Consider the following 22,478-nt stretch of genomic DNA (forward strand, 5'->3'; position numbering starts at 1 on the left):
CGGGATCAGCGCTTCGCTACTTAGTTTAAATCTGGTTCTCCATTAATACCGGCAGGATGCCGATGCTGTTGTCCCTTGCGTGAATGCCAGGGGCGACTTTTTCAAGGATGAAAAACATGCCAGGAAAACCACCTGTTGTTGGCATTACTCGAGTGGATGTTCACGTCAATCCGACTAAAAGGCCGGATGGGGATTCAGCACATGCTGTCAAGCCGGGCCGAAATGGCGTGGATCCGTGGACGCGTGTCGATGATCCGAAGTTGCAAAACAAATCACTTGTCAGTGATGCAGATCTTGATGCAATTTTGCCGGCGCCGACGATCACGGTTCATCAGGCGTCGCTCCGGGCTGAAAACTTTCCCGTCGCATACACATCGCTGGAGAGTTACGGGATAAAGTCATCGGCGGAGCTACCGAGTGCCGACGGCGAAGGCTTCATGCTGTACAAAAAACGCCAATATGTGAGTGTGCACGAGGGCGTCATCGTTCTTGTCGGGGTGGATCCGGACACGGGGCAGTATCGGGCTCGACATTCAAACGAATTAGTACCCTCCGGGCCGTTGCTGCTGCGTGACACCGAGAGTGGCCTCTGGCATCCGCACAACGACTTCAATGCACACACCATTCCTCTGACCGACGCAAGCTTGCATGCCTTTCGCACAGAGCTGGATGTCAGCGGTGTCGAACCCGGTAGCGACGGCGTGTTGCGTCACGATGGCAAGATCTATGTGGTCCTCAACGAAAAGGCGTATCAGGTGATGCAGGATCTTGATGCGTCCCGTCCGGAATACAAAGTGTGGCGTCTGGTCAATCCCAAGGATCCCGTCGCCACCGACAGTGCGAACATCTATCGCGCCAGCCGCAGCGGTGAAACCCGAGCCATTACCCGCAACGCGCAGAACACCTGGGTCTCTATCCTCACGGGTTTGCGGGGTGGCATGGACCGCAATGACCCGGCACACGCCAACCCGTTTAACTTTCATCGCCCCTGGCTCGCCAACCCGGGACCCTCAGGCGTTCAACCGCCGGTCGTTGTCGCGACCACGCGAGCACAGGTCAAACACTACTTTACCGACGCGAAAGATCATCATGCCGATGCCTTCATCGCGCGATTTGGCGAAACGGGTGCGGCAGAGGTGGAACTCAAGCGGCTTCAACTTGAGTTCCCCCAACTGAGCCGTGAGATCGGTGCCTGGGAGACCGCCTATAAGGGCAATGACAGCGCGGAGCGCCGTCGGCGACTCGCTGTAGGTGACAGGATGCGCCGACTGTACAAGTGGCAAGGTGAGGAGGCGGAGAAAGTCTACCGTGATGGTCGAGTGGTCGGCTTCAAGCTGGAACTGGATCTGGGGGAGCGAGGGAACCTGGCGTTGCCGGTGTTTTCGACCCGACTAAGCTCCGTCGTTTCCCTTGGCCTGACAGGAAGCACCTCGAAAAATCTGGGCAGTTTATTCTCGGTGTTTTCCCACATTGAAACCCTCGAAGTACACCGACTCAGGGGCAAGAATAATAGCCTGCTTGGCGAAATCGATAAACTTGCCGCGCTGAAGGTTCTGGAGATACGCGAAACCAGTCTTTGGCTACCGTCAATCGGTCTTGAACATTTCACCCGATTGAACCGTTTGCAGGAGTTGAGCCTGACAAACTGCAGTATCTGGCCTCGTCTTTCGGTGCGCGGTATGAGCGAGTTGCGGGTACTGCACTGTCGCTCCTGTGATTTATACGGTCTGCCGGAAGGGCTGTCTGATCCAGTTTCGATGTCACGTTTGCAAGTGCTCGATCTGCACCATAATCCGGCATTGCAAAGTGCCCCTGATGTCACCAACATGCCCGAGCTGCGAGTATTGGATCTGTCGTACACCGGCATGAAACAGCCGCCTGCCGGGCTTGGTTCGCCGAACGGTCCGACACGGCTTGAGGTATTGAATTTCGTCGAGAGTCCGCTTGCTGTAGCGCCGTCGCTCAGAGGAATGACAGCATTGCTGGAGGTAGATCTTGGTCGGACTCATATCACCAGGTTTCCAGAAGGTGTCACATCCGAGATTCCCAAGACGCGTTTGAGTCTGATCTATACCGGGATCACATCCATCCCCGAAACCATTGAGCTCAGAAAAGGTTTTGAGTTGCAGGGCACACGGATTTCCGACCCGGTCTCCCTTCGACGACTGATTGCTGCACGGCGACAGACAGGCATCGATCTCTGGTTGGGAGGCACCCAGGCTTATTTGGGGATAAACCATTGGCTGCATAATGTTCCGCCGGTGCAACACCCTGAAAAAGTTGACCTTTGGGCCTCATTAACCTATCCGACGAACATTACGATGATGGGCAAAATCAGAGATCTGATTCGCACGCCTGAATTTCTGGTCGAGCGCCCACTTTTGCAGCGTCGGGTCTGGTCGTTTCTTGAGCATTTCCAAAAAACCAGCCTTGGTGAGCGTGAGGTTTTGCGGGATATTGCGGAGACTGAATCCAGTCCGGGAAAAATGCTGGACAGACTGGAAGAGGAAATCAAGAAGTTTGCCCCGGATTGGCAGAACGAGCCTTTGCATCATTTGCCTAAACACCCGAGGCTAGGATGATGCTGTGGTGCGGGGCGCTGTAAAAGCGGGAATCCCTGACCTGCCTGTATCAGGGTTCCCAAAACGGGTGGACTGCGCTGTTGGCGTCAGCCCGGTATAAAGAGGGAACCCCCGGCCTGCCTGTACCAAGGATCCCAAAAGGGTGGGCTCGTCGCGTTGCGGTATGAGCCCGGTGTAAAGAGGGGAATCCCCGGCCTGCCTGTACCAAGGTCCCCGAAACGGGTGGTGAATCGAATCACCTGTAAGGGATATTGCAGGGGGCGTGCCAGGTTTTCATTTGCTGAAACAAAAAAGCTGATCAGAGACATCAAAGCCCCGAAATTCGGGGCTTTGATGTTTATGAAAACGGGTTTATCAGCGTTTTCAGGGTTGAGTTGTGGCGATGCGGCTGTGCGCGATCGCGGGTCATTGTGCATTGATGCGGTGCACGGTGGCCCTCACCCTAACCCTCTCCCAGAGGGAGAGGGGACTGACCAAGTTGTCTGGGAGAGCTACGCCGACGTGAAATACCGAGTCGAATTCAGGTTTCGAAAACATCCGGGATCTGCGCCCTCTCCCTCTGGGAGAGGGCTGGGAAGGATCCTGAGCACGCAGCAATCCTCAAGCGAACAATTCGTTAACCCTCATCCCCCTCATCATCATCCCCGCCATCGACCTTCATCCCCAATTCCTTGATCTTGCGCGTCAGGGTATTGCGCCCCCAGCCCAGCAGTACGGCGGCATCGCGACGACGCCCGGCGGTGTGCTTCAAAGCCGTCTCGATCATGATCCGCTCGAACGCCGGCACCGCGCTGTCGAGCAGGCTCGACTGGCCACGCGCCAAGGCCTGGTCGGCCCACTGACGCAATGCTTGCTCCCAATTGGTCACTGGCGCCGAGTCCTGCGGCAGGTTCAGCAGTTCTGGCGGCAGGTCGCTGATGTGCACTTCGCGCCCGGACGCCATCACGGTGATCCAGCGGCACGTATTCTCCAACTGACGCACGTTGCCGCCCCACGGCAGGTTCTTCAGGTATTCCTCGGTCTCGCTCTTCAGCAGCTTCGGTTCCACCGCCAGTTCTTGCGCAGCGCGGCTGAGGAAGTGCTTGGCCAGGGTCGGGATGTCTTCACGACGATCCGACAGGCGCGGGATGTGGATACGGATTACGTTGAGGCGGTGGAACAAGTCCTCGCGGAACTTGCCGGCGTGCACCAGGGTTTCCAGATTCTGGTGCGTCGCGGCGATGATGCGCACATCGACTTTGACCGGCACGTGGCCGCCCACACGATAGAACTCGCCATCGGCGAGAACCCGGAGCAAACGGGTTTGGGTGTCGGCCGGCATATCACCGATTTCATCGAGGAACAGCGTGCCGCCGTCAGCCTGTTCAAAGCGGCCGCGACGCAGGTTTGCCGCGCCGGTGAACGCACCTTTCTCATGGCCGAACAGCTCGGATTCCATCAGATCCTTGGGGATCGCCGCCATGTTCAGCGCGATGAATGGCGAGGCCGCGCGCGGACTGTGGCGGTGCAGGGCGTGGGCCACCAGTTCTTTACCGGTACCGGATTCGCCGTTGATCAACACGGTAATGTTGGAGTGGCTCAAGCGGCCGATGGCGCGAAACACTTCCTGCATCGCCGGCGCTTCGCCGATGATTTCCGGGGTGCGCGTCAGTGCCGGCACCACTTCCAGGCCTTGCTGCTCTTGCGCATGCTGATTCGCGCGTTTGACCAGCGAGACCGCCTCATCGACGTCGAACGGCTTCGGCAGGTACTCGAACGCGCCGCCCTGATACGAGGCGACAGCGCTGTCCAGATCGGAGTGAGCGGTCATGATGATGACCGGCAACCGTGGGTGCTGCTCGCGAATCCGCGCCAACAAATCCAGACCGCTGGCACCGGGCATGCGAATGTCGGAAATGATCACGTCTGGCTGCTGACGGGCCAGGCGACTCATCACGCCATCGGCGCTGTCGAAACTCTGGGTGGTCATGCCTTCCTGCTGCAAGGCCTTTTCCAGAACCCAACGGATAGAACGGTCGTCATCGACGATCCACACGGTTTCACTACGGCTCATGTCGATGTGGCTCCTTGTTCCAGTGGCAGAAAGATCGAGAAGGTGGTGTGGCCTGGATGGCTGTCACACTCGATCAGGCCCTGGTGCTGGCTGATGATGTTCTGGGTAATGGCCAGGCCGAGTCCGGTACCGTCCGGACGACCGCTGACCATGGGAAAGAAAATGGTTTCCTGAAGTTCCGCCGGGATCCCCGGGCCGTTGTCGATGATTTCGATCTTGGTCACCAGACGATGGCGGACGTGGCCGATGGTGAACTGGCGCATGGTCCGGGTGCGCAGGCTGATGCGGCCCAGGCGCAGTTCGTTCTGGCTGCTGATCGCTTGCATCGCGTTGCGTACGATGTTCAACACGGCCTGAATCATTTGTTCGCGGTCGATCAGTACGTCGGGGATGCTTGGGTCGTAATCACGCACCAAGGTGATGCAGCCCTGGCTTTCCGCTTCGACCAGTTGGCAGACGCGCTCCAGCACTTCATGAACGTTGCACATCGCCAGCGACGGCAGTTTGTTTGAGCCGAGCATGCGGTCGACCAGATTGCGCAGGCGGTCGGCCTCTTCAATGATCACGTTGGTGTAGTCGCGCAGGCTGTCTTCCGGCAGCTCGCGGGCCAGCAGTTGCGCGGCGCCACGGATGCCGCCGAGCGGATTCTTGATCTCGTGAGCGAGGCCGCGTACCAGCATCTTGCTGGTTTCCTGCTTGGACAGCTGCGCCTCCTCCTTGGTGATCCGCAGCAGCCGGTCACGCGGATGGACCTCCAGCAGGAGCATGGTCGCGCCATTGCTGAGGATTGGCGTCACCGCGTAATCCACGGTCAATGTCTGGCCAGTGAGGGCGGTAAGCATCGCCTCGCGCTTGGTGAAGGGATGCGCCTGCTCTACGGCCTGACGCAGTGAATTCAGCGCCTCGGTGGATTCGGTGAACAGCTCGCTGATGAACTGCCCATGGCTGCGCTGCCCGCTGATGGCGAGCAGCATCTCCGCCGCCGGGTTCATGTACTCGAGGCGCAATTCGGCGTCGAGCAGGATGGTGGCGGTGGTCAGGTTGTCGAGCAGCAAACGGTGGATTGCGTCGCTAATAGTCATCGGAGCCTCTTTTGGGGGCGGAGCGTGCGCAACAAGCAAGCGTCGGTGAACGGAAAATGCAAAAACCAAACCAAGGCTCCGAAAAGAAGCGTTCGTCGCCTGAAACAGGCGTTTGACGCTCGTTTGAGTGGCAGGGTGCCAGCTCGAACGGGAAGTTTCGAACCAAAATGGGTTGGAATGTGAGTACGGTGCAGTCCGTTGCACCAATATAGTGCGCAAAGCTGGGCGGAGTTAGAAGAAACGCAGGAAGGGGTTTTTCGGCTCGGGCGGTTTGTCTTTCAGCGGGCATTCCGGGCGCACGCCGTAGTCGTCGGCGACGCAGGGTTTGACTTGGCGTTTCTGCGCTAGGGAAATGCGTAGCATGTGGAAGGGCTGGTTGGCGGTGCGTTCGACGGTGCGTCCTTCCATGTCGAGGATTTCAACCGAGAGATTGTGGCTGCCACGATCGATGTTGCTGAGCGGGAAGACCGGGCTCAGGCCGGGCTCGCCGGTGGCTTGGCCATCCAGCAGCAGTCGATAACGATGACCTTTTTGCAGGCCCGGTTCGCTGGTGACGCTGACGATGATTTCGCCGGCGCTGCTGCGAATCGTTGCATCGGGTTCAGGTACCAGAATGCGCAGCATGTCGTAGTGGAAGGGCGGTTGCTCTGGGGTTTTTTTTGCAGTTGTGACTGGCACGGCGACGGTGGGGTTTGCGGACATGCGATTGCTGTTCGCGATCGGTACGCGCTTGGCATTGCCACGCGGCTGGTCGGTGTAGACGCGATTGCCTTGGGCATCGATATAAGTGAACACCTCAGCCGATGCTTGCAGCGCGAGCAGCGCCAGCACCGCGATCAGCCACGCACGAATCATGGCTTGTGCACCCGCTGTACGCTGAGAGGGACTGGCGCGCTCTGCTGGATGACCGTCTGCCCGTCAATCACCTGCACCGCTAGACGATGTTCGCCGCGATCAACGTTCACCAATTGCAGGATCGGCACGTTGCTCGGCTGGCCGTAAGGCTCATCGTCCAATACCAGCCTTAACTGATGCGGCGGTTGCAGACGCGGCTTGATCAGCACTTGGACGGTGAACGTGCCGTTATTGGCGCGCAGGGCCTCTTCGGTGGGTAGACCAGCGAGTTCAAGAATGTCGTAGGCGTTGCGCGCAGGCTCACGGGTTTCGGTGCTGGATGCAGGCGGTGTGCTCGGTGTTTGCGGCTCGACCCTGTTAAGCGGCGGCAACTCCACTAGCTGTGCTTGCACGCCGTCTGGCGAGTGATCGCTGTACACCGTGTTGCCGTTGGCGTCGGTGTACTTGTAGATCTGCGCGACGGCGGGCAGGGCGATCAGCAGCAGTATGTAGAGAAAGGTGCGACCCATGAAATCGACCGGGATTGAAAGCGATGGGGTGCAGCATAGGCCAGACGCGGCGGTTGGCCCAACCCGGCACACATCCGGAGATCATTCAGGCACCACAATTCCCCTGTAGGAGTGAGCCTGCTCGCGATGGCGTCGTGTCAGTCAGCATTACCTCCAATGATCCACCGCTATCGCGAGCAGGCTCACTCCTACAGGGATCCTGGTCGACCTTAAAATCCGGGCAATAAAAAAGGCCTCCCGAAGGAGGCCTCTTTCACTCACGCCACGTAACGCAGCGCTACCGGATCAGCAGCTGTAGTACAGCTCATATTCCAGTGGGTGTACGAAGGTGCGAACCTTGATTTCTTCTTCCGATTTCAGCGCGATGTAAGCGTCGATGAAGTCGTCGGAGAACACGCCGCCCTTGGTCAGGAACGCGCGGCCCTTGTCCAGCTCTTCCAGGGCTTCTTTCAGGCTGCCGCAAACTTGCGGGATCTCTTTCGCCTCTTCAGGCGGCAGGTCGTACAGGTTTTTGTCAGCTGCGTCGCCTGGGTGGATCTTGTTCTGGATACCGTCCAGACCGGCCATCAGCAGAGCTGCGAAGGCCAGGTACGGGTTGGCAGCCGGATCCGGGAAGCGTGCTTCGATACGGCGGGCTTTCGGGCTCGACACGTAAGGAATACGGATCGAAGCGGAACGGTTGCGGGCCGAGTAGGCCAGCATTACCGGAGCTTCGAAGCCTGGTACCAGACGCTTGTAGGAGTTGGTCGCCGGGTTGGTGAAGCCGTTCAGGGCCTTACCGTGTTTGATGATGCCGCCGATGAAGTACAGAGCGGTATCGGACAGACCGGCATAGCCTTCACCGGCGAAGGTGTTCTTGCCGTCTTTCCAGATCGACATGTGTACGTGCATGCCCGAACCGTTGTCGCCGTACAGTGGCTTCGGCATGAAGGTCGCGGTGCGGCCGTAAGCGTCAGCAACGTTGTGCACAACGTACTTCAGGGTTTGGGTTTCGTCGGCTTTCTTCACCAGGGTGTTGAACTTGACGCCGATTTCGTTCTGGCCGGCAGTCGCCACTTCGTGGTGGTGAACTTCGACGGTCAGGCCCATTTCTTCCAGTGCGTTGCACATGGAGGTACGGATTTCGTGGTCGTGGTCGAACGGCGGAACCGGGAAGTAGCCGCCTTTGACGCCTGGACGGTGACCTTTGTTGCCGCCTTCGATGTCCTGGTCGGACATCCACGAACCTTGCTCGGAGTAGATCTTGAACATCGAGCCGGAGATGTCCGACTTGAATTTCACCGAGTCAAAGATGAAGAACTCAGGCTCAGGACCGGCGAACACAGTGTCACCGATACCGGTGGCTTTCAGGTGTTCTTCGGCGCGCTTGGCGATCGCACGTGGGTCGCGGTCGTAGCCTTGCATGCTCGAAGGTTCGATGATGTCGCACACCAGGATCAGGGTGGCGTCTTCGGTGAACGGGTCGAGAACCGCAGTTTCGTCAACCGGCATCAGGATCATGTCGGAGGCTTCGATGCCTTTCCAGCCAGCAATGGAGGAACCGTCGAACATCTTGCCGACTTCGAAGAAGTCTTCATCCAGCGCATCGCGAGCCGGCATGGTCACGTGGTGCTGAGTGCCTTTGGTGTCCGTGAAGCGCAGATCAATCCACTTGACGTCATGATCTTTGATGAGTTGAACCGTCTTCGACATATGTCCTCCGGGTGGCTTCGGGCTTGGTAGTGGATGCCCTTGAATTTGGGTGATGCCGGCGCGAATACTCTGCCAAGGCAACCTGCCTCACAAGGGAGCAAATTGCATGCCAGTGCCCCAGCATGGGTTTTTTGCCCCAAATTCACGCTTATAAAGGTGCAAAGCACCTGATTGTGAAAATTCTCGCCCTCTAATGTAGCGTCCTGAGTCAGAAATGACCTGTTTTGGTGCGTGCAAAACCTTCTGCACATTAACTGGTTAAACCTTGAGCAATTTCCGCTATAATCCGCGCCCCCCTTTTTCGGCTGGCCGTTCGCGCGCTGTTTTCATGAAACTAATCGTAAAAGTCTTCCCCGAGATCACCATCAAAAGCCGACCTGTCCGGACGAAGTTCATCCGCCAGTTGGCCAAGAACATCCGCACCGTGCTCCGTGACCTGGACCCGGCCGTGGTGGTGAACGGTGTGTGGGACAATCTCGAGCTGGAAACCCGCGTTACCGACCCCAAAGCCTTGAAAGAGATGGGTGAGCGCCTGACCTGCATGCCGGGCATCGCGCACTTTCTGCAGATCGACGAGTACCCGCTGGGCGACTTCGACGACATCACCGAGAAGTGCAAACAGCACTACGGCGATGCACTGGCCGGGAAGATTTTCTCGGTGCGCTGCAAGCGCGCGGGCAAGCACACCTTCAGCTCAATGGACGTCGAAAAATACGTCGGCAGCAAGCTGCGCCGTGAGTGCGGTGCCGCTGGTATCGACCTGAAAGCACCGGAAATCGAAGTCCGCATCGAAGTTCGCGACAAACGGTTGTTTGTCATTCACAGCCAGCACAACGGCATCGGCGGTTACCCGCTCGGTGCGTTGGAGCAGACGCTGGTATTGATGTCCGGCGGCTTTGACTCAACCGTTGCGGCGTACCAGATCATTCGTCGCGGCCTGATGACGCACTTCTGCTTCTTCAATCTGGGCGGTCGTGCCCATGAATTGGGCGTGATGGAAGTCGCGCATTTCATCTGGAAGAAGTACGGCAGCTCGCAACGCGTGCTATTTGTCAGTGTTCCGTTCGAAGAAGTGTTGGGCGAAATTCTCGGCAAAGTCGATAACAGTCATATGGGCGTCGTATTGAAGCGTATGATGTTGCGCGCGGCTTCCAACATCGCCGATCGCCTGCACATCGAAGCGCTGGTCACCGGCGAGGCGATCTCCCAGGTGTCGAGCCAGACCCTGCCGAATCTGTCGGTGATCGACTGCGTGACCGACAAACTGGTCCTGCGTCCGCTGATCGTGGCGCACAAGCAGGACATCATCGACACGGCCAACGAGATCGGCACCGCCGATTTCGCCCGGCACATGCCGGAGTACTGCGGGGTCATTTCGGTCAATCCGAAGACGGCCGCCAAACGCGGTCGCGTTGAGCACGAAGAGAAAGAATTCGACATGGCGGTGCTCGAGCGTGCGCTCGAAAACGCCAAACTGGTGCCGATCGATCGGGTGATCGACGAATTGGGCCAGGACGTACAGATTGAAGAAGTCAGCGAAGCACTGGCCGGTCAGATCGTGATCGACATCCGTCACCCGGATGCCGCCGAGGATGAGCCGCTGGAACTCGCTGGCGTAGAAGTACAGACGATGCCGTTCTACGCAGTGAACGCTCGTTTCAAGGAGCTGGATCCGACTCGCCAGTACCTGCTGTATTGCGACAAAGGCGTGATGAGTCGCCTGCATGCTCACCATTTGCTCAGTGAGGGGCATGCCAATGTGCGCGTTTATCGACCGAGCTAAGTGCCCGGGGCTGTTTGCCTGTGGCCTGCGTCACCGGCCCCCCGACACCGCCGTCAAGCTGTAACGGCCATGCCGGACACTACTGCTAATCGCTGCCAAGACTTGTCAGCAAACCGAATCCTCTGATCGAGATACACAAGTGATCGAAAATCTACGCAACATCGCCATCATTGCCCACGTTGACCATGGTAAGACCACCCTGGTAGACAAACTCCTGCGTCAATCCGGCACCCTGGAGCGCAACGAGCTCAACGACGAGCGCGTGATGGACTCCAACGACCAGGAAAAAGAGCGCGGTATTACCATTCTGGCGAAAAACACCGCCATCAACTGGAACGGCTACCACATCAACATCGTGGACACCCCGGGCCACGCCGACTTCGGCGGCGAAGTTGAACGTGTAATGTCGATGGTTGACTCCGTTCTGCTGCTGGTTGACGCTCAAGACGGCCCTATGCCGCAAACCCGTTTCGTGACCAAGAAGGCTTTCGAAGCCGGCCTGCGTCCAATCGTGGTAATCAACAAGGTTGACCGTCCAGGCGCGCGTCCGGACTGGGTTCTGGACCAGATCTTCGACCTGTTCGACAACCTCGGTGCGACCGAAGAACAACTGGACTTCCAGGTTGTTTACGCTTCGGCCCTGAACGGCATTGCCGGTCTGGATCACACCGCCATGGCGGAAGACATGACCCCGCTGTACCAAGCGGTCGTCGACCACGTTCCGCCTCCGGCCGTTGACCGTGACGGCGCGTTCCAGATGCAGATCTCCGCTCTGGACTACAACAGCTTCCTGGGTGTTATCGGCGTTGGCCGTATCGCTCGTGGCCGCGTCAAGCCGAACACCCCGGTTGTGGCGATCGGTGCCGACGGCAAGCGCCGTAACGGCCGTATCCTGAAACTGATGGGTCACCACGGTCTGCACCGCATCGACGTTGAAGAAGCTGCAGCAGGCGATATCGTTTGCATCAGCGGTATGGACTCGCTGTTCATCTCCGACACCCTGTGCCACCCGGACACTGTCGAGGCGATGAAGCCTCTGACCGTTGACGAGCCAACCGTTTCGATGACCTTCCAGGTAAACGACTCGCCATTCTGCGGTAAAGAAGGCAAGTTCGTGACGTCCCGCAACATCAAGGACCGTCTGGACAAAGAGCTGCTGTACAACGTTGCACTGCGCGTTGAAGAAGGCGACACCGCTGACAAGTTCAAGGTTTCCGGCCGTGGTGAGCTGCACCTCTCGGTACTGATCGAAACCATGCGTCGCGAAGGCTTCGAGCTGGCCCTGGGCCGTCCTGAAGTGATCATTCGTGAAGTGAACGGCGTTAAACAAGAACCGTTCGAAAACGTGACCATCGACATCCCTGAAGAAGCTCAGGGCAAGGTCATGGAAGAGATGGGTCTGCGTAAAGGCGACCTGAGCAACATGGTGCCGGATGGCAAGGGCCGTGTTCGTCTGGAGTACAACATCCCTGCTCGCGGTCTGATCGGTTTCCGTAACCAGTTCCTGACCCTGACCAACGGTGCTGGCATCCTGACCTCGATCTTCGATCGCTACGACACCGTCAAGTCGGGCCATATGTCCGGCCGTCAGAACGGCGTTCTGGTTTCGGTTGAAACCGGCAAGGCACTGACCTACTCGCTGGAAACCCTGCAGGCTCGTGGCAAGCTGTTCGTAGAACACGGCCAGGAGATCTACAACGGTCAAATCGTTGGTCAGAACAGCCGCGACAACGACCTGGGTGTAAACCCGACCAAAGGCAAGAAGCTCGACAACATGCGTGCTTCGGGTAAAGACGAAACCATCGCTCTTGTACCACCTGTTCGCTTCACTCTGGAACAGGCTCTGGAATACATCCAGGAAGACGAGCTGTGCGAAGTTACTCCTAAGTCCATCCGTCTTCGCAAGAAGATCCTGGACGAAAGCGAGCGTACCCGCGCTGCCAAGAAAGCCAAGGCGTAATTTAGCCTGAGCTTAAAAAACGCCCCCGGTCGCGAGACCGGGGGCGTTTTTGTTTGTCTGGGATAAGTGTGTTGAAGCTGAAAAGCCCCTCACCCTAGCCCTCCCGAAACGTCGGACCGCCCGTAGGGAGAGGGGACTGACCGAGTTGTTCTTTGGCTTTGCATCGACCTGAGTAATCGAGTCGACCTCAGGTTTGGAAGCGACAGAGATCGGCTCCCTCTCCCTCGGGAGAGGGCTGGGGTGAGGGGCTGGGGTTTAACGGCTACCGAAGAACTCAGCGTCGTTCAGAAGCGCTCTATCGCGCGGAAATTCTGCACGCGCTCAACTTCCTTCGGCTTATACGCGCAATACCCCGGACGCGGTCCGATCTTCGGGTGATTGCGGCAGGTATCCGGGCGCTTGTCATAAATGGTGCACAAGCGGCTCTTACGATCCAGGTAGTAGCAATCGTTGTTGCTCATGCGCTGCAGGGTAAAGATGCCGGACTTCTGGTTGAAGCGCTCGACCAGGCCTTCCTTTTGCAGACGCTTGGCGATGTTCTTCGGCGGATCGCCCAGTTCGAATTCGTCGACCACGCCGATGCGCACCAGATCCTTGATCTTTACTTCGACCGGCAGCGTGCAGCAGCTGGACATGCAGGAACCGCACATCGGGGCCGAATATTTCGCCCACGTATCGAGACGATCGATCTCGGCGGCGGCAATCAGGTTGGGCTTCATCATCGGGAGTTACCAGGCGTGTGTGCATCAGGGCGCGCGATCATACCGGGACTGGTGGATTTTTGAACAACCTTTCGCCAGATTTTTTCTCCATGCAGGCACATTGCCGGACAATTCGGCACGGCCCCTGCATTCATTAGCCCATCCGCCAGGGTAATGCCGGGCCATCGCACCGTCTCAGGAAAAACTGCCGAACCAGCGCCGCGACCGTCGGTCAGACCGTCTAGGCTCAGACAATTCCCGCTCGCTCGAGGTCCTATTGATGACTCAAGAACCACTAGTTCGCGAAGCAGAGGTGGCCGCATTCCGCGACGCCGTCCTGACCAAGCTCACCTACGCGGTGGGCAAAGACCCCGACCACGCCTTCGACCATGACTGGTTCGAAGCCATCGCTTTGGCGGCGCGTGATCATATGGTCGAGCACTGGATGGACCACACCCGGCAGATCTACCGCAAAGGTCAGAAACGGGTGTATTACCTCTCGCTGGAATTCCTCATCGGCCGCTTGCTCTACGACAGTCTGAGCAATCTTGGCTTGCTCGACGTCGCCCGTGAAGCGCTGACTGAACTCGGTGTCGACCTGGAGCGTATCCGTTTGCTGGAACCTGATGCAGCGCTCGGTAACGGTGGCCTCGGTCGTCTGGCCGCGTGCTTCATGGAAAGCATGTCGACCCTCGGCATCGCCGGCCACGGTTATGGCATTCGGTATGAGCACGGCTTGTTCCGCCAGGCCATCGTCGACGGCTGGCAGCAGGAACAGACCGAGCACTGGCTGGATTTCGGCAACCCGTGGGAGTTCGAGCGGCCAGAGGTCGTCTACTCCATCGGCTTCGGCGGCAGCGTCGAAACCGTCACCGACATCTCCGGCAAGTCCAAACAAGTCTGGTCGCCGGCAGAAACTGTCCGCGCGATCGCTTATGACACGCCGGTTGTTGGCTGGCGCGGGGCGAGCGTCAATACACTGCGCCTCTGGCGTGCGCGCGCCATGGAAGATTTGCACCTGGAGCGTTTCAACGCCGGCGACCACTTGGGCGCTGTCGCCGAAGTGGCCCGGGCCGAAAGTATCTCCCGCGTGCTCTACCCGGCGGACAGCACCGAAGCGGGGCAGGAGCTGCGCCTGCGTCAGGAATACTTTTTTGTCGCCGCTTCGCTTCAGGATCTGCTGCGCCGTCATCGCAACATGCACACCTCGGTGCTGACCCTGGGCGATCACGCGGCGATCCAGCTCAACGACACGCACCCCTCGATTGCTGTCGCCGAATTGATGCGCCAACTGGTCGACGTCTACGACGTGGCTTGGGATGCGGCGTGGCAAGTCACCGTCGACACGCTGTCGTATACCAACCACACGTTGCTGCCGGAAGCGCTGGAAACCTGGCCGGTGGGCTTGATGGAACGCATGCTGCCGCGACATATGCAGATCATTTATCTGATCAATGCTCAGCACATCGACTCGCTGCGCGCCAAAGGCATTCACGATTTCGACGTGCTGCGCGCGGTGTCGCTGATCGAAGAAGACAACGGTCGCCGTGTGCGCATGGGTAACCTCGCGTTCCTCGGTTCGCACAGCGTCAACGGCGTGTCCGGACTGCATACGCAACTGATGCGCAAAACCGTGTTTGCCGAACTGCACAAGCTCTATCCGGAGCGGATCAACAACAAAACCAACGGCATTACCTTCCGCCGTTGGCTGTTCCAGGCCAACTCTGAACTGACCTCGATGCTGGTCGACTCGCTGGGTCCCGAGGTGCTGGATAACCCCGAAGAGCGCCTGCTCGATCTCGAACCGTTCGCCGAGAAAACCGCATTCCGCAAAGCCTTTGCCGAACAACGGCTGCACAGCAAGAAAGCCCTGGCGTATCTGATTCATGAACGCTTGGGCATCGCAGTCAACCCCGCTGCCATGTTCGATGTGCAGGTCAAACGCATCCACGAATACAAACGTCAGTTGCTCAACCTGTTGCACACCGTGGCGCTGTATCAGGCGATCCGCGCCGAGCCGGAAGTCGACTGGGTGCCTAGGGTGAAAATCTTCGCCGGTAAAGCGGCGGCGAGTTATCACCAGGCCAAACTGATCATCAAACTGACCAACGATATCGCTCGGGTGGTGAACAACGACCCGACCGTGCGCGGCCTGCTGAAAGTGGTGTTCCTGCCCAACTACAACGTCAGCCTGGCGGAGAGCATCATTCCGGCGGCGGACTTGTCCGAGCAGATTTCCACTGCCGGCTTCGAAGCATCAGGCACCAGTAACATGAAGTTCGGCCTCAACGGCGCGCTGACCATTGGCACACTGGACGGCGCCAACGTGGAAATGTGCGAACGCATCGGGGCCGAGCACATGTTTATCTTCGGTCTCAGCGCGCAGCAGGTGGAAGCGCGTAAACAGAATCACGAGTTCAGTGCGTTGCCAGACATTGCTGCATCCCATCGCTTGAACGATGTGCTGCAAGCGATTCGCGGCGGGGTGTTTTCGCCGGATGACACCTCGCGCTATACCGGGCTGATCGACTCGCTGGTGGATTACGACCGCTTCCTGGTCTGCGCCGACTTCGACTCCTACTGGGAAGCGCAGAAACGCGTTGAAGCGCATTGGCACGATTCCAATAACTGGTGGCGTTCGGCAGTGCTCAACACGGCGCGGATGGGCTGGTTCTCGTCTGACCGGACGATTCGTGAGTACGCCACGGATATCTGGAAAGCGTTGGAGTAACTTTCCGCAACAAATCTGCGCAAGGCCCAACGTTTGTTGGGCCGGATCGATATACTGAGCGCCGGTTACCGGTAGCTCCAGTCACCACCAATCCAATGTGGGAGCGAGCCTGCTCGCGAAGCGGTTGTCTTGTTAAACAGAAATGTTGGCTGACAAACCGCTTTCGCGAGCAGGCTCGCTCCCACAGGGTTTGTGCCTAGACTGAAGCAATTGCCGGACTCGCCCCGTCTTGGGGCTGCTTAGGGATATCGACCATGCAATGGATGTTCATGTTGATCGGGCTGGTGCTCGGCTGGCTGCTCGACGAGTCGTTCAGTGATGCGCTATTGGGCGCGTTGCTGGGGCTGGTGATCGGGCAGACGATCCGCATCGCGCGGCTAGGCTCGCAGGCGATGGAACAGCAGCGTCAACTTGAGCTGGCGAAGGTCGCTTTGCAGGGCGTCGAACAGCGCCTGTTTCTGCTCGAAGGTGCCCCGGTTCGTGCCACGCCGCCACCGGGTCCCGAACCTGTTGCTGAACCAGTCACAGTCGTAGAAGCAGCTCCAGCACCTGAACTGGTCTGGGAACTGCCGCCCGAACTCGAGCCGATTTCCGCCGTCGCCAGCGAAATCAGTCAACCGCTGCCCGCCGATGTCTGGCGCCTCGACGCCGTTACGTCCGAACCGCAAGAGCCTGCTGAACCCCGTGGCCCGAACCTCATCGAACGCGGCATCAGCGCCGCGCGCAACTGGCTGTTCGGCGGCAACACCGTGCTGCGGGTCGGCGTGGTGTTGCTGTTCTTCGGTCTCGCATTCCTGCTGCGCTACGCCACTGAAGGCATGGTCGTGCCGATCGAGTTGCGTTACGCCGGTGTCGCTGCGGCGGCGTTGGGCCTGCTCGCGCTGGGTTGGTGGCTGCGCCGGCGCAACAGCAATTACGCGTTGATGCTGCAAGGCACCGGGATCGCGGTGCTGTATTTGACGGTGTTTGCGGCGATGCGTCTGCATCCGTTGCTTGATCCATCGGCCGCGCTCGGCCTGCTGGTGGCGGTCACCGTTTTCTCGGCGATTCTCGCCATCACTCAGGATGCTTTAGGGCTGGCGGCTGCGGCGGCATTGGGCGGTTTCGCCGCGCCGATCCTGACCTCGACCGGCGCCGGCAACCACGTCGCGCTGTTCAGCTATTTCGCGCTACTCAATGCTGGCATTCTTGCCATCGCCTGGTTCAAGGCCTGGCGTCTACTCAACCTGATCGGCTTCGTCGGCACCTTTGGCATCGGCTTCGCCTGGGGCCTTCGTTCGTATGCGCCAGAACTGTTGTGGAGTACCGAGCCGTTCCTGATCCTGTTCTTCCTGATGTATCTCGCCATCGGCCTGCTGTTCGCCCGTCGCAAATTGCTCGACATGCCCGATGCGCCGGCGGATAGCGACCGCGAGGCGTTGCTGCACTGGTCGGCGCGCAAGGGCGATTACGTCGACGGCACGATGCTGTTCGGACCGCCGATCATTGGCTTCGGATTACAGTTTGCGTTGGTGCAGCATCTGGAATTTGCCGCAGCGTTCAGTGCGCTGGCGCTAGGCATGATCTACATGGCACTGGCCAAGGTGTTGATGGGTGGCCGGGCGGTTCTGCTGGGCGAAACCTGTCTGGCGCTCGGAGTGATTTTTGCCAGTCTGGCGATCCCGCTGGGACTCGATGCGCGTTGGACCTCGGCGGCGTGGGCGGTGGAAGGCGCGGGGATTTTCTGGCTCGGTCTGCGTCAGCATCGACCGTTCGCCCGGGCCTTTGCCTTGCTGCTGCAACTGGGTTCCGCGTTGGCGTTTCTCAGTCAGTTGCGCGTCGGCGAGAGCAGTCTGCTTGACGGTGCTCCGCTGGGTGCGCTGATGCTCGGCATTGCGTTGCTGTTCAGTTTCTATCAATTGCGCAAGGCCACGCCGGAACAAGCCTCGCCTTGGGAGCGTCAAGGCTTGCCGGTGTTGGCGTGTCTGGGCCTGACCTTCCTCTATCTGCTGGCGCCGCTGTTCTTTTTCGTTCAAGCCACGGCGATCAGTTGGGCGCTGGCCGGGTTGGCAACCCTGTTTGTCGGTCTGCGCATTCAATCGCGCACGTTCCTGTTCAGCGCGTTTGCCGTGCAGTTGCTCGGCGGTGCGTTATTCCTGTTGCGTCTGCAAGGCGCGGGCGAGGATTCGGCGGCGGTGTTCAGCGCCGGCTGGAGCGGATTGCTCAGCGCGTCGTTGATCGGGCTGGCGTTGATCGCCGGCATGCTGTTGGCGGCTCGCGATGAAATGGTGCGTGGCGATGTGCGTCTGTTGCGCGGTTTGTCGGTGGTGCTGCTGGCCGGTCTGGTGCTGATCAATCTGGCAGTGCTGTTCGTGCTGCCATGGCAGACGGCGAGTGCGGTGTGGGCCGCGAGTGGTTTGCTGATCATCTGGCTGAGCCTGTACCTCAAGCAGCGCGTAAGTTTTGTCTTTGGTCTGCTGTTGCAGTTGATTGGTGGTGCGGCGTTTTTGCTGGCCGGCCCCGAGTTGCTTGGGCCACTGTCCAGCGAAGGCCTGAAACCGTTGGCCCATGGCGGATTCTGGACACCGCTGGTACTGGGCTTGGCTGCGATGATCGGTGCCTGGCGCCTGCAACTGGGCAATCACGCCTCGGCATTCGATGCGTTGAGTTTGCAGCGCTTGTCAGAATTGTTGCTGCTGTGGGGGGCCGGTTGGTGGGCGCTGGCGTGGGTCAGTGAAGTGCTGCGGTTTGCTCCGCCGAATCTGCAAGGCCCGTTGTTGCTGCTGGTCGCCGCTTTGAGCGTGGCGCTGTGGACGCTGTTGTCGCTGCGCTTGAAATGGCCGGCGCTGGGCCTGCTCTGCACCTTGCTGATTCCGGCGGCGGGTCTGGTGTTGCTCGCTGCCTGGCATTCGCGTTATCACCCGGCGGCCGATTTCGGTTGGCTGGCGTGGGCAGCAGTGTTCGCCGTGCATTTCTTCAGCTTGCGACGTTTGGCGCCGATGTTGCCGGCGCACGCCTTGAGCGCGGCGCATGTGCTCGGCTGCTGGCTGCTGATTGGTGTTCTGGCGCTGGAGTTGCGCTACGGTCTGCTGCTGTTGTCCGAGCAATACAACGCCTGGCGTTGGCTGGGCTGGGCGATTCTGCCGAGCCTGTATCTGCTGCTGGCGGCGGCACCGCGCAGTTGGCCGTGGCCGGTGGCGGCATTCCCTCGCGAGTACCGTTTGTACGCCGCTGCGCCGTTGGCGGTGTTGATGTTGGCGTGGTTCTGGCTGGCCAATGGCATCAGTGACGGCAACGCCGAACCGCTGCCTTATGCGCCACTGCTCAACCCGTTGGAGTTGGGGCTGCTGTTCGCGCTGTTTGGTGTTTATGTTTGGTCGCGCAGTGCCGTTGCGCAGCTGTCGATTCGCCAGGACTATGCCGAATACGCTACGCAACTGATCGCGGGGGTTTCGCTGTTCGCCTTCTGCACAGCGCTGGTCACCCGCGCGGCGCACCATTGGGCCGGCATCCCGTTCGAGCTGGATAGGTTGCTCGCCTCAATGCTGGTGCAGGCCGGGTTGTCGATCGTCTGGACGCTGATGGCGCTGGGGTTGATGATCGGCGGCCATCTGCGCCATCGCCGCGAAGTGTGGCTGATCGGCGCGGCGCTGATTGCGTTGGTGGTGGCCAAACTGATTTTTGTCGAATTGAGCAACCGTGGCGGTCTCGCCCGGATCGTCTCGTTTATCGGTGTCGGCGTGTTGCTGCTGGTGGTCGGCTATTTCGCGCCACTGCCGCCCAAACGCGTCGACGCTGAACCGGCGGCGGACAAACCGGCCCCGGACACCGAAGGAGTTTCATCTTGAGTCGCATGCGAAATCTGGGTTGGTTGGCGTTGGGCGTGGTGATGGCGGCCGGCGCTCAGGAAAAACCGGCGGACTTCGCCACGCAGGTGCCGCTGGCGGTGAGCGGCAACGGCCCGTGGTATCGCCTCGAATTGCCGTTGAGCGTGCAATTGCAGGCGCGCCAGACTGATCTCAGTGACTTGCGGGTGTTCAACGCTGCCGGCGAAGCGCAGGCCTACGCCTTGGCGCGCGAGTCCGCGCAGACCCGCGACGACGGCCGCTTGCATGAGGTGAAATGGTTCCCGCTGTACAACGCTGCCGACGCCAGCGAACGCGCGCCGAATGTGCGTGTGCAATCGACCACCAACGGCACGCTGGTCGAGGTGCAGCCGTCCAGTCAGTTGGAGGCGGGTGAAGAGGTGCTGCGTGGCTGGCTGCTGGATGTCAGCGCGATCAAGGCGCCGTTGCAGCAGTTGATCCTCGACTGGACCAGCGAGCGCGACGGCTTCCAGCGCTTCAGCATTGAAGCCAGCGACGATCTGCAACACTGGCAAGCGTGGGGCGAGGGGCAGGTCGCGCGGCTGACCTTTTCCGATGAGCGCATCGAGCAGCACGAAGTGACGCTGCCGGGGCAGTCGGCGCGTTATGTGCGGTTGTTATGGGAGTCGCCGAACTCGGCGCCGATCCTGACGTCGGCGCAGCTGAAAAGCAGTGATCCGCGCAACGTTCCGCTGCCTTTGGTCTGGTCGCAGGCGTTGGCCGGCAGCAGCACCAAGGCCGGGGAGTACACCTGGCAGTTGCCGATGGGGCTGAATGTCGAGCGCGTGCAGGTCGAGCTGAAACAGCCGAACAGCCTCGCGCCGGTGACGCTGGCGGGGCGTCGCGAAAGCAGCTTGCCGTGGCAGACGTTGGGCAATGGCTTGCTCTATCGCCTGACCCAGAATGGTCAGGATGTGGTGCAGAACGAATTGCCGCTCTACGGGCAGACCGTGCAGCAGTTGAAACTGAGCGTGGATGAGCGTGGCGGTGGTTTGGGTGAGCAGGCGCCGAGTCTGAAATATGCGGTGCGGGCGACGCAGGTGGTTTTCCTCGCGCGGGGCGAGGGGCCGTACAGTTTGGCGGTGGGCAATGCGACGGTGAAGACGGCGAACTTGCCGTTGGCGACGCTGATTCCGGATTTCAAACCGGAGAAGCTGGCGGGGTTGGGTAAGGCTGTGGTTCAGGGTGAGGTGGTGGCTACGCAGACTTCTACGGCGACTACGGCGGCGGTGGCTGAGACCAATTGGAAGAAGATCGGCTTGTGGGCTGTGTTGTTGTTGAGTGTGGTGTTTTTGGGGGCAATGGCGTTTAGTTTGTTGCGCAAGCCTCCAACCAATTCCTGAGAATGGCTGGCGCTGCGCGCCATTCGCTAGCAGGCTAGCTCCCACAGTGGATCTGCAGTGGACGCCAATTGTGTGTTCACTCAAATCCCCCTGTGGGAGCGAGCCTGCTCGCGAACGCGGTATCTCAATCAATACATATCCCAAACCGATCGGCCTTCGTCGGATTTCGGACTACGCTAAATCCGCTACCTGAACTCTCCACCGACAATCACGTCTCATACAGGCAAATACACCCCAACGCACGTTACCGGGCGTCTTCGCTCGCTACGTTTTCAGACTCCCTGTAAACTGCGCGGGTTTTTAGCCCCCCATTCCACCGGAGCCGTCCATGTCCCGCGTTACCCTGAGTCGCTATTTGATTGAGCAGACCCGCAGCAATAACACTCCTGCCGATCTGCGTTTCCTGATCGAAGTGGTCGCGCGTGCTTGCAAAGAAATCAGCCACGCCGTGTCCAAAGGCGCCCTGGGTGGTGTTCTGGGCAGCATGGGCACTGAAAACGTCCAAGGCGAAGTGCAGAAGAAGCTCGACGTGATCTCCAACGAGATCCTGCTCGAAGCCAACGAATGGGGCGGTCACCTGGCCGGCATGGCGTCCGAAGAAATGGACAACGCCTACCAGATCCCGGGCAAATACCCGAAAGGCGCATACCTGCTGGTATTCGACCCACTGGACGGCTCGTCGAACATCGACATCAACGCCCCGGTCGGCACCATCTTCTCGGTACTGCGTTGCCCGAACGAATACCTGAGCCAGAACGAGCCGCTGAACGAAAAAGCCTTCCTGCAGCCAGGCACCCAGCAGGTTGCTGCCGGTTACGCGATCTACGGCCCGCAAACCATGCTGGTACTGACCTTGGGCGACGGCGTGAAGGGCTTCACCCTCGATCGTGAAATGGGCAGCTTCGTGCTGACCCACGAAGACATCACCATTCCTGAATCGACCCAGGAATTCGCGATCAACATGTCCAACCAGCGTCACTGGGAAGCCCCGGTACAACGTTACGTTGGCGAGTTGCTGGCCGGCGAAGAAGGTCCGCTGAAAAAGAACTACAACATGCGTTGGGTCGCGGCGATGGTGGCCGACGTACACCGCATCCTGACCCGTGGCGGTCTGTTCATGTACCCGCGCGACAGCCGCGAGCCATCCAAACCAGGCAAACTGCGTCTGATGTACGAAGCCAACCCGATGTCGTTCCTGGTGGAACAAGCGGGCGGCGCGTCCACTGACGGTCACCAGCGCATCCTCGACATTCAGCCGGAAGGCCTGCACCAGCGCGTAGCGGTGTTCCTCGGCTCGAAAGAAGAAGTCGCACGCGCTACGGCCTACCACAAGGAATAAACC

General features: G+C 59.4%; 13 protein-coding genes. 7 read left to right on the top strand and 6 right to left on the bottom strand.

The window, feature by feature from the left end:
- Positions 1 to 116: 116 nt before the first annotated feature.
- Positions 117 to 2,582 (top strand): leucine-rich repeat domain-containing protein, encoded by a 2,466-nt coding sequence (locus HU754_RS02815; RefSeq protein ID WP_186620701.1) that lies wholly within the window; start codon positions 117 to 119, stop codon positions 2,580 to 2,582.
- A 616-nt stretch (positions 2,583 to 3,198) separates the two neighbouring features.
- On the opposite strand, the gene ntrC is transcribed toward HU754_RS02815, so the two are convergent.
- From ntrC to glnA, 5 genes are all read right to left on the bottom strand, one after another.
- Entirely contained in the window at positions 3,199 to 4,635 is a 1,437-nt protein-coding gene (gene ntrC, locus HU754_RS02820; protein WP_007909238.1) for a nitrogen regulation protein NR(I), read from the bottom strand.
- On the bottom strand, positions 4,632 to 5,717 hold the full coding sequence (gene glnL, locus HU754_RS02825; RefSeq protein ID WP_007909240.1) for a nitrogen regulation protein NR(II): 1,086 nt from the start codon (positions 5,715 to 5,717) through the stop codon (positions 4,632 to 4,634). The genes ntrC and glnL overlap by 4 nt, the downstream gene beginning before the upstream one ends.
- 231 nt (positions 5,718 to 5,948) lie before the next feature.
- On the bottom strand, positions 5,949 to 6,572 hold the full coding sequence (locus HU754_RS02830) for a DUF4124 domain-containing protein (RefSeq protein ID WP_186620700.1): 624 nt from the start codon (positions 6,570 to 6,572) through the stop codon (positions 5,949 to 5,951).
- Complete coding sequence (locus HU754_RS02835; RefSeq protein WP_186620699.1) at positions 6,569 to 7,081, bottom strand: DUF4124 domain-containing protein; 513 nt, start codon at positions 7,079 to 7,081, stop codon at positions 6,569 to 6,571. The genes HU754_RS02830 and HU754_RS02835 overlap by 4 nt, the downstream gene beginning before the upstream one ends.
- Before the next feature lie 285 nt (positions 7,082 to 7,366).
- The gene (glnA, locus tag HU754_RS02840; protein WP_007909254.1) at positions 7,367 to 8,773 is read right to left on the bottom strand and encodes a type I glutamate--ammonia ligase; all 1,407 of its coding nucleotides are present in this window, start codon (positions 8,771 to 8,773) and stop codon (positions 7,367 to 7,369) included.
- A gap of 328 nt (positions 8,774 to 9,101) precedes the next feature.
- Between glnA and thiI the strand changes: the two genes are divergently transcribed.
- The gene (gene thiI, locus HU754_RS02845) at positions 9,102 to 10,556 is read left to right on the top strand and encodes a tRNA uracil 4-sulfurtransferase ThiI (protein WP_095047172.1); all 1,455 of its coding nucleotides are present in this window, start codon (positions 9,102 to 9,104) and stop codon (positions 10,554 to 10,556) included.
- A gap of 139 nt (positions 10,557 to 10,695) precedes the next feature.
- Entirely contained in the window at positions 10,696 to 12,516 is a 1,821-nt protein-coding gene (typA, locus tag HU754_RS02850) for a translational GTPase TypA (RefSeq protein WP_034153003.1), read from the top strand.
- Positions 12,517 to 12,800: 284 nt separating this feature from the next.
- Here the strand turns inward: typA and HU754_RS02855 are convergent, their stop codons facing one another.
- The gene (locus HU754_RS02855) at positions 12,801 to 13,238 is read right to left on the bottom strand and encodes a YkgJ family cysteine cluster protein (RefSeq protein ID WP_093430042.1); all 438 of its coding nucleotides are present in this window, start codon (positions 13,236 to 13,238) and stop codon (positions 12,801 to 12,803) included.
- A gap of 259 nt (positions 13,239 to 13,497) precedes the next feature.
- On the opposite strand from HU754_RS02855, the gene HU754_RS02860 reads away from it, so the two are divergent.
- The 4 genes from HU754_RS02860 to HU754_RS02875 all read left to right on the top strand — a co-directional run bounded on the left by HU754_RS02860 (position 13,498) and on the right by HU754_RS02875 (position 22,475).
- Positions 13,498 to 15,948 (top strand): glycogen/starch/alpha-glucan phosphorylase, encoded by a 2,451-nt coding sequence (locus HU754_RS02860; RefSeq protein WP_186620698.1) that lies wholly within the window; start codon positions 13,498 to 13,500, stop codon positions 15,946 to 15,948.
- A gap of 254 nt (positions 15,949 to 16,202) precedes the next feature.
- On the top strand, positions 16,203 to 19,775 hold the full coding sequence (locus HU754_RS02865) for a DUF2339 domain-containing protein (protein WP_186620697.1): 3,573 nt from the start codon (positions 16,203 to 16,205) through the stop codon (positions 19,773 to 19,775).
- Positions 19,772 to 21,136: a DUF3999 domain-containing protein gene (locus HU754_RS02870; RefSeq protein WP_186620696.1), complete on the top strand. Its 1,365-nt coding sequence runs from the start codon at positions 19,772 to 19,774 to the stop codon at positions 21,134 to 21,136. Before HU754_RS02865 ends, HU754_RS02870 begins: the two co-directional genes overlap by 4 nt.
- Before the next feature lie 328 nt (positions 21,137 to 21,464).
- Positions 21,465 to 22,475 carry a class 1 fructose-bisphosphatase gene (locus HU754_RS02875; protein ID WP_007909265.1) on the top strand — a complete coding sequence of 337 codons (1,011 nt, stop codon included), beginning with the start codon at positions 21,465 to 21,467 and terminating at the stop codon, positions 22,473 to 22,475.
- Positions 22,476 to 22,478 lie beyond the last annotated feature (3 nt).

This window comes from Pseudomonas zeae (genome assembly GCF_014268485.2).
In the GTDB taxonomy this organism is placed as follows: domain Bacteria; phylum Pseudomonadota; class Gammaproteobacteria; order Pseudomonadales; family Pseudomonadaceae; genus Aquipseudomonas; species Aquipseudomonas neuropathica.

Coding starts and splice junctions, on each gene's coding strand:
- HU754_RS02815 (WP_186620701.1), top strand. CDS start 117: ATGCCAGGAAAACCACCTGTTGTTGGCATTACTCGAGTGGATGTTCAC.
- ntrC (WP_007909238.1), bottom strand. CDS start 4,635: ATGAGCCGTAGTGAAACCGTGTGGATCGTCGATGACGACCGTTCTATC.
- glnL (WP_007909240.1), bottom strand. CDS start 5,717: ATGACTATTAGCGACGCAATCCACCGTTTGCTGCTCGACAACCTGACC.
- HU754_RS02830 (WP_186620700.1), bottom strand. CDS start 6,572: ATGATTCGTGCGTGGCTGATCGCGGTGCTGGCGCTGCTCGCGCTGCAA.
- HU754_RS02835 (WP_186620699.1), bottom strand. CDS start 7,081: ATGGGTCGCACCTTTCTCTACATACTGCTGCTGATCGCCCTGCCCGCC.
- glnA (WP_007909254.1), bottom strand. CDS start 8,773: ATGTCGAAGACGGTTCAACTCATCAAAGATCATGACGTCAAGTGGATT.
- thiI (WP_095047172.1), top strand. CDS start 9,102: ATGAAACTAATCGTAAAAGTCTTCCCCGAGATCACCATCAAAAGCCGA.
- HU754_RS02855 (WP_093430042.1), bottom strand. CDS start 13,238: ATGATGAAGCCCAACCTGATTGCCGCCGCCGAGATCGATCGTCTCGAT.
- HU754_RS02860 (WP_186620698.1), top strand. CDS start 13,498: ATGACTCAAGAACCACTAGTTCGCGAAGCAGAGGTGGCCGCATTCCGC.
- HU754_RS02865 (WP_186620697.1), top strand. CDS start 16,203: ATGCAATGGATGTTCATGTTGATCGGGCTGGTGCTCGGCTGGCTGCTC.
- HU754_RS02875 (WP_007909265.1), top strand. CDS start 21,465: ATGTCCCGCGTTACCCTGAGTCGCTATTTGATTGAGCAGACCCGCAGC.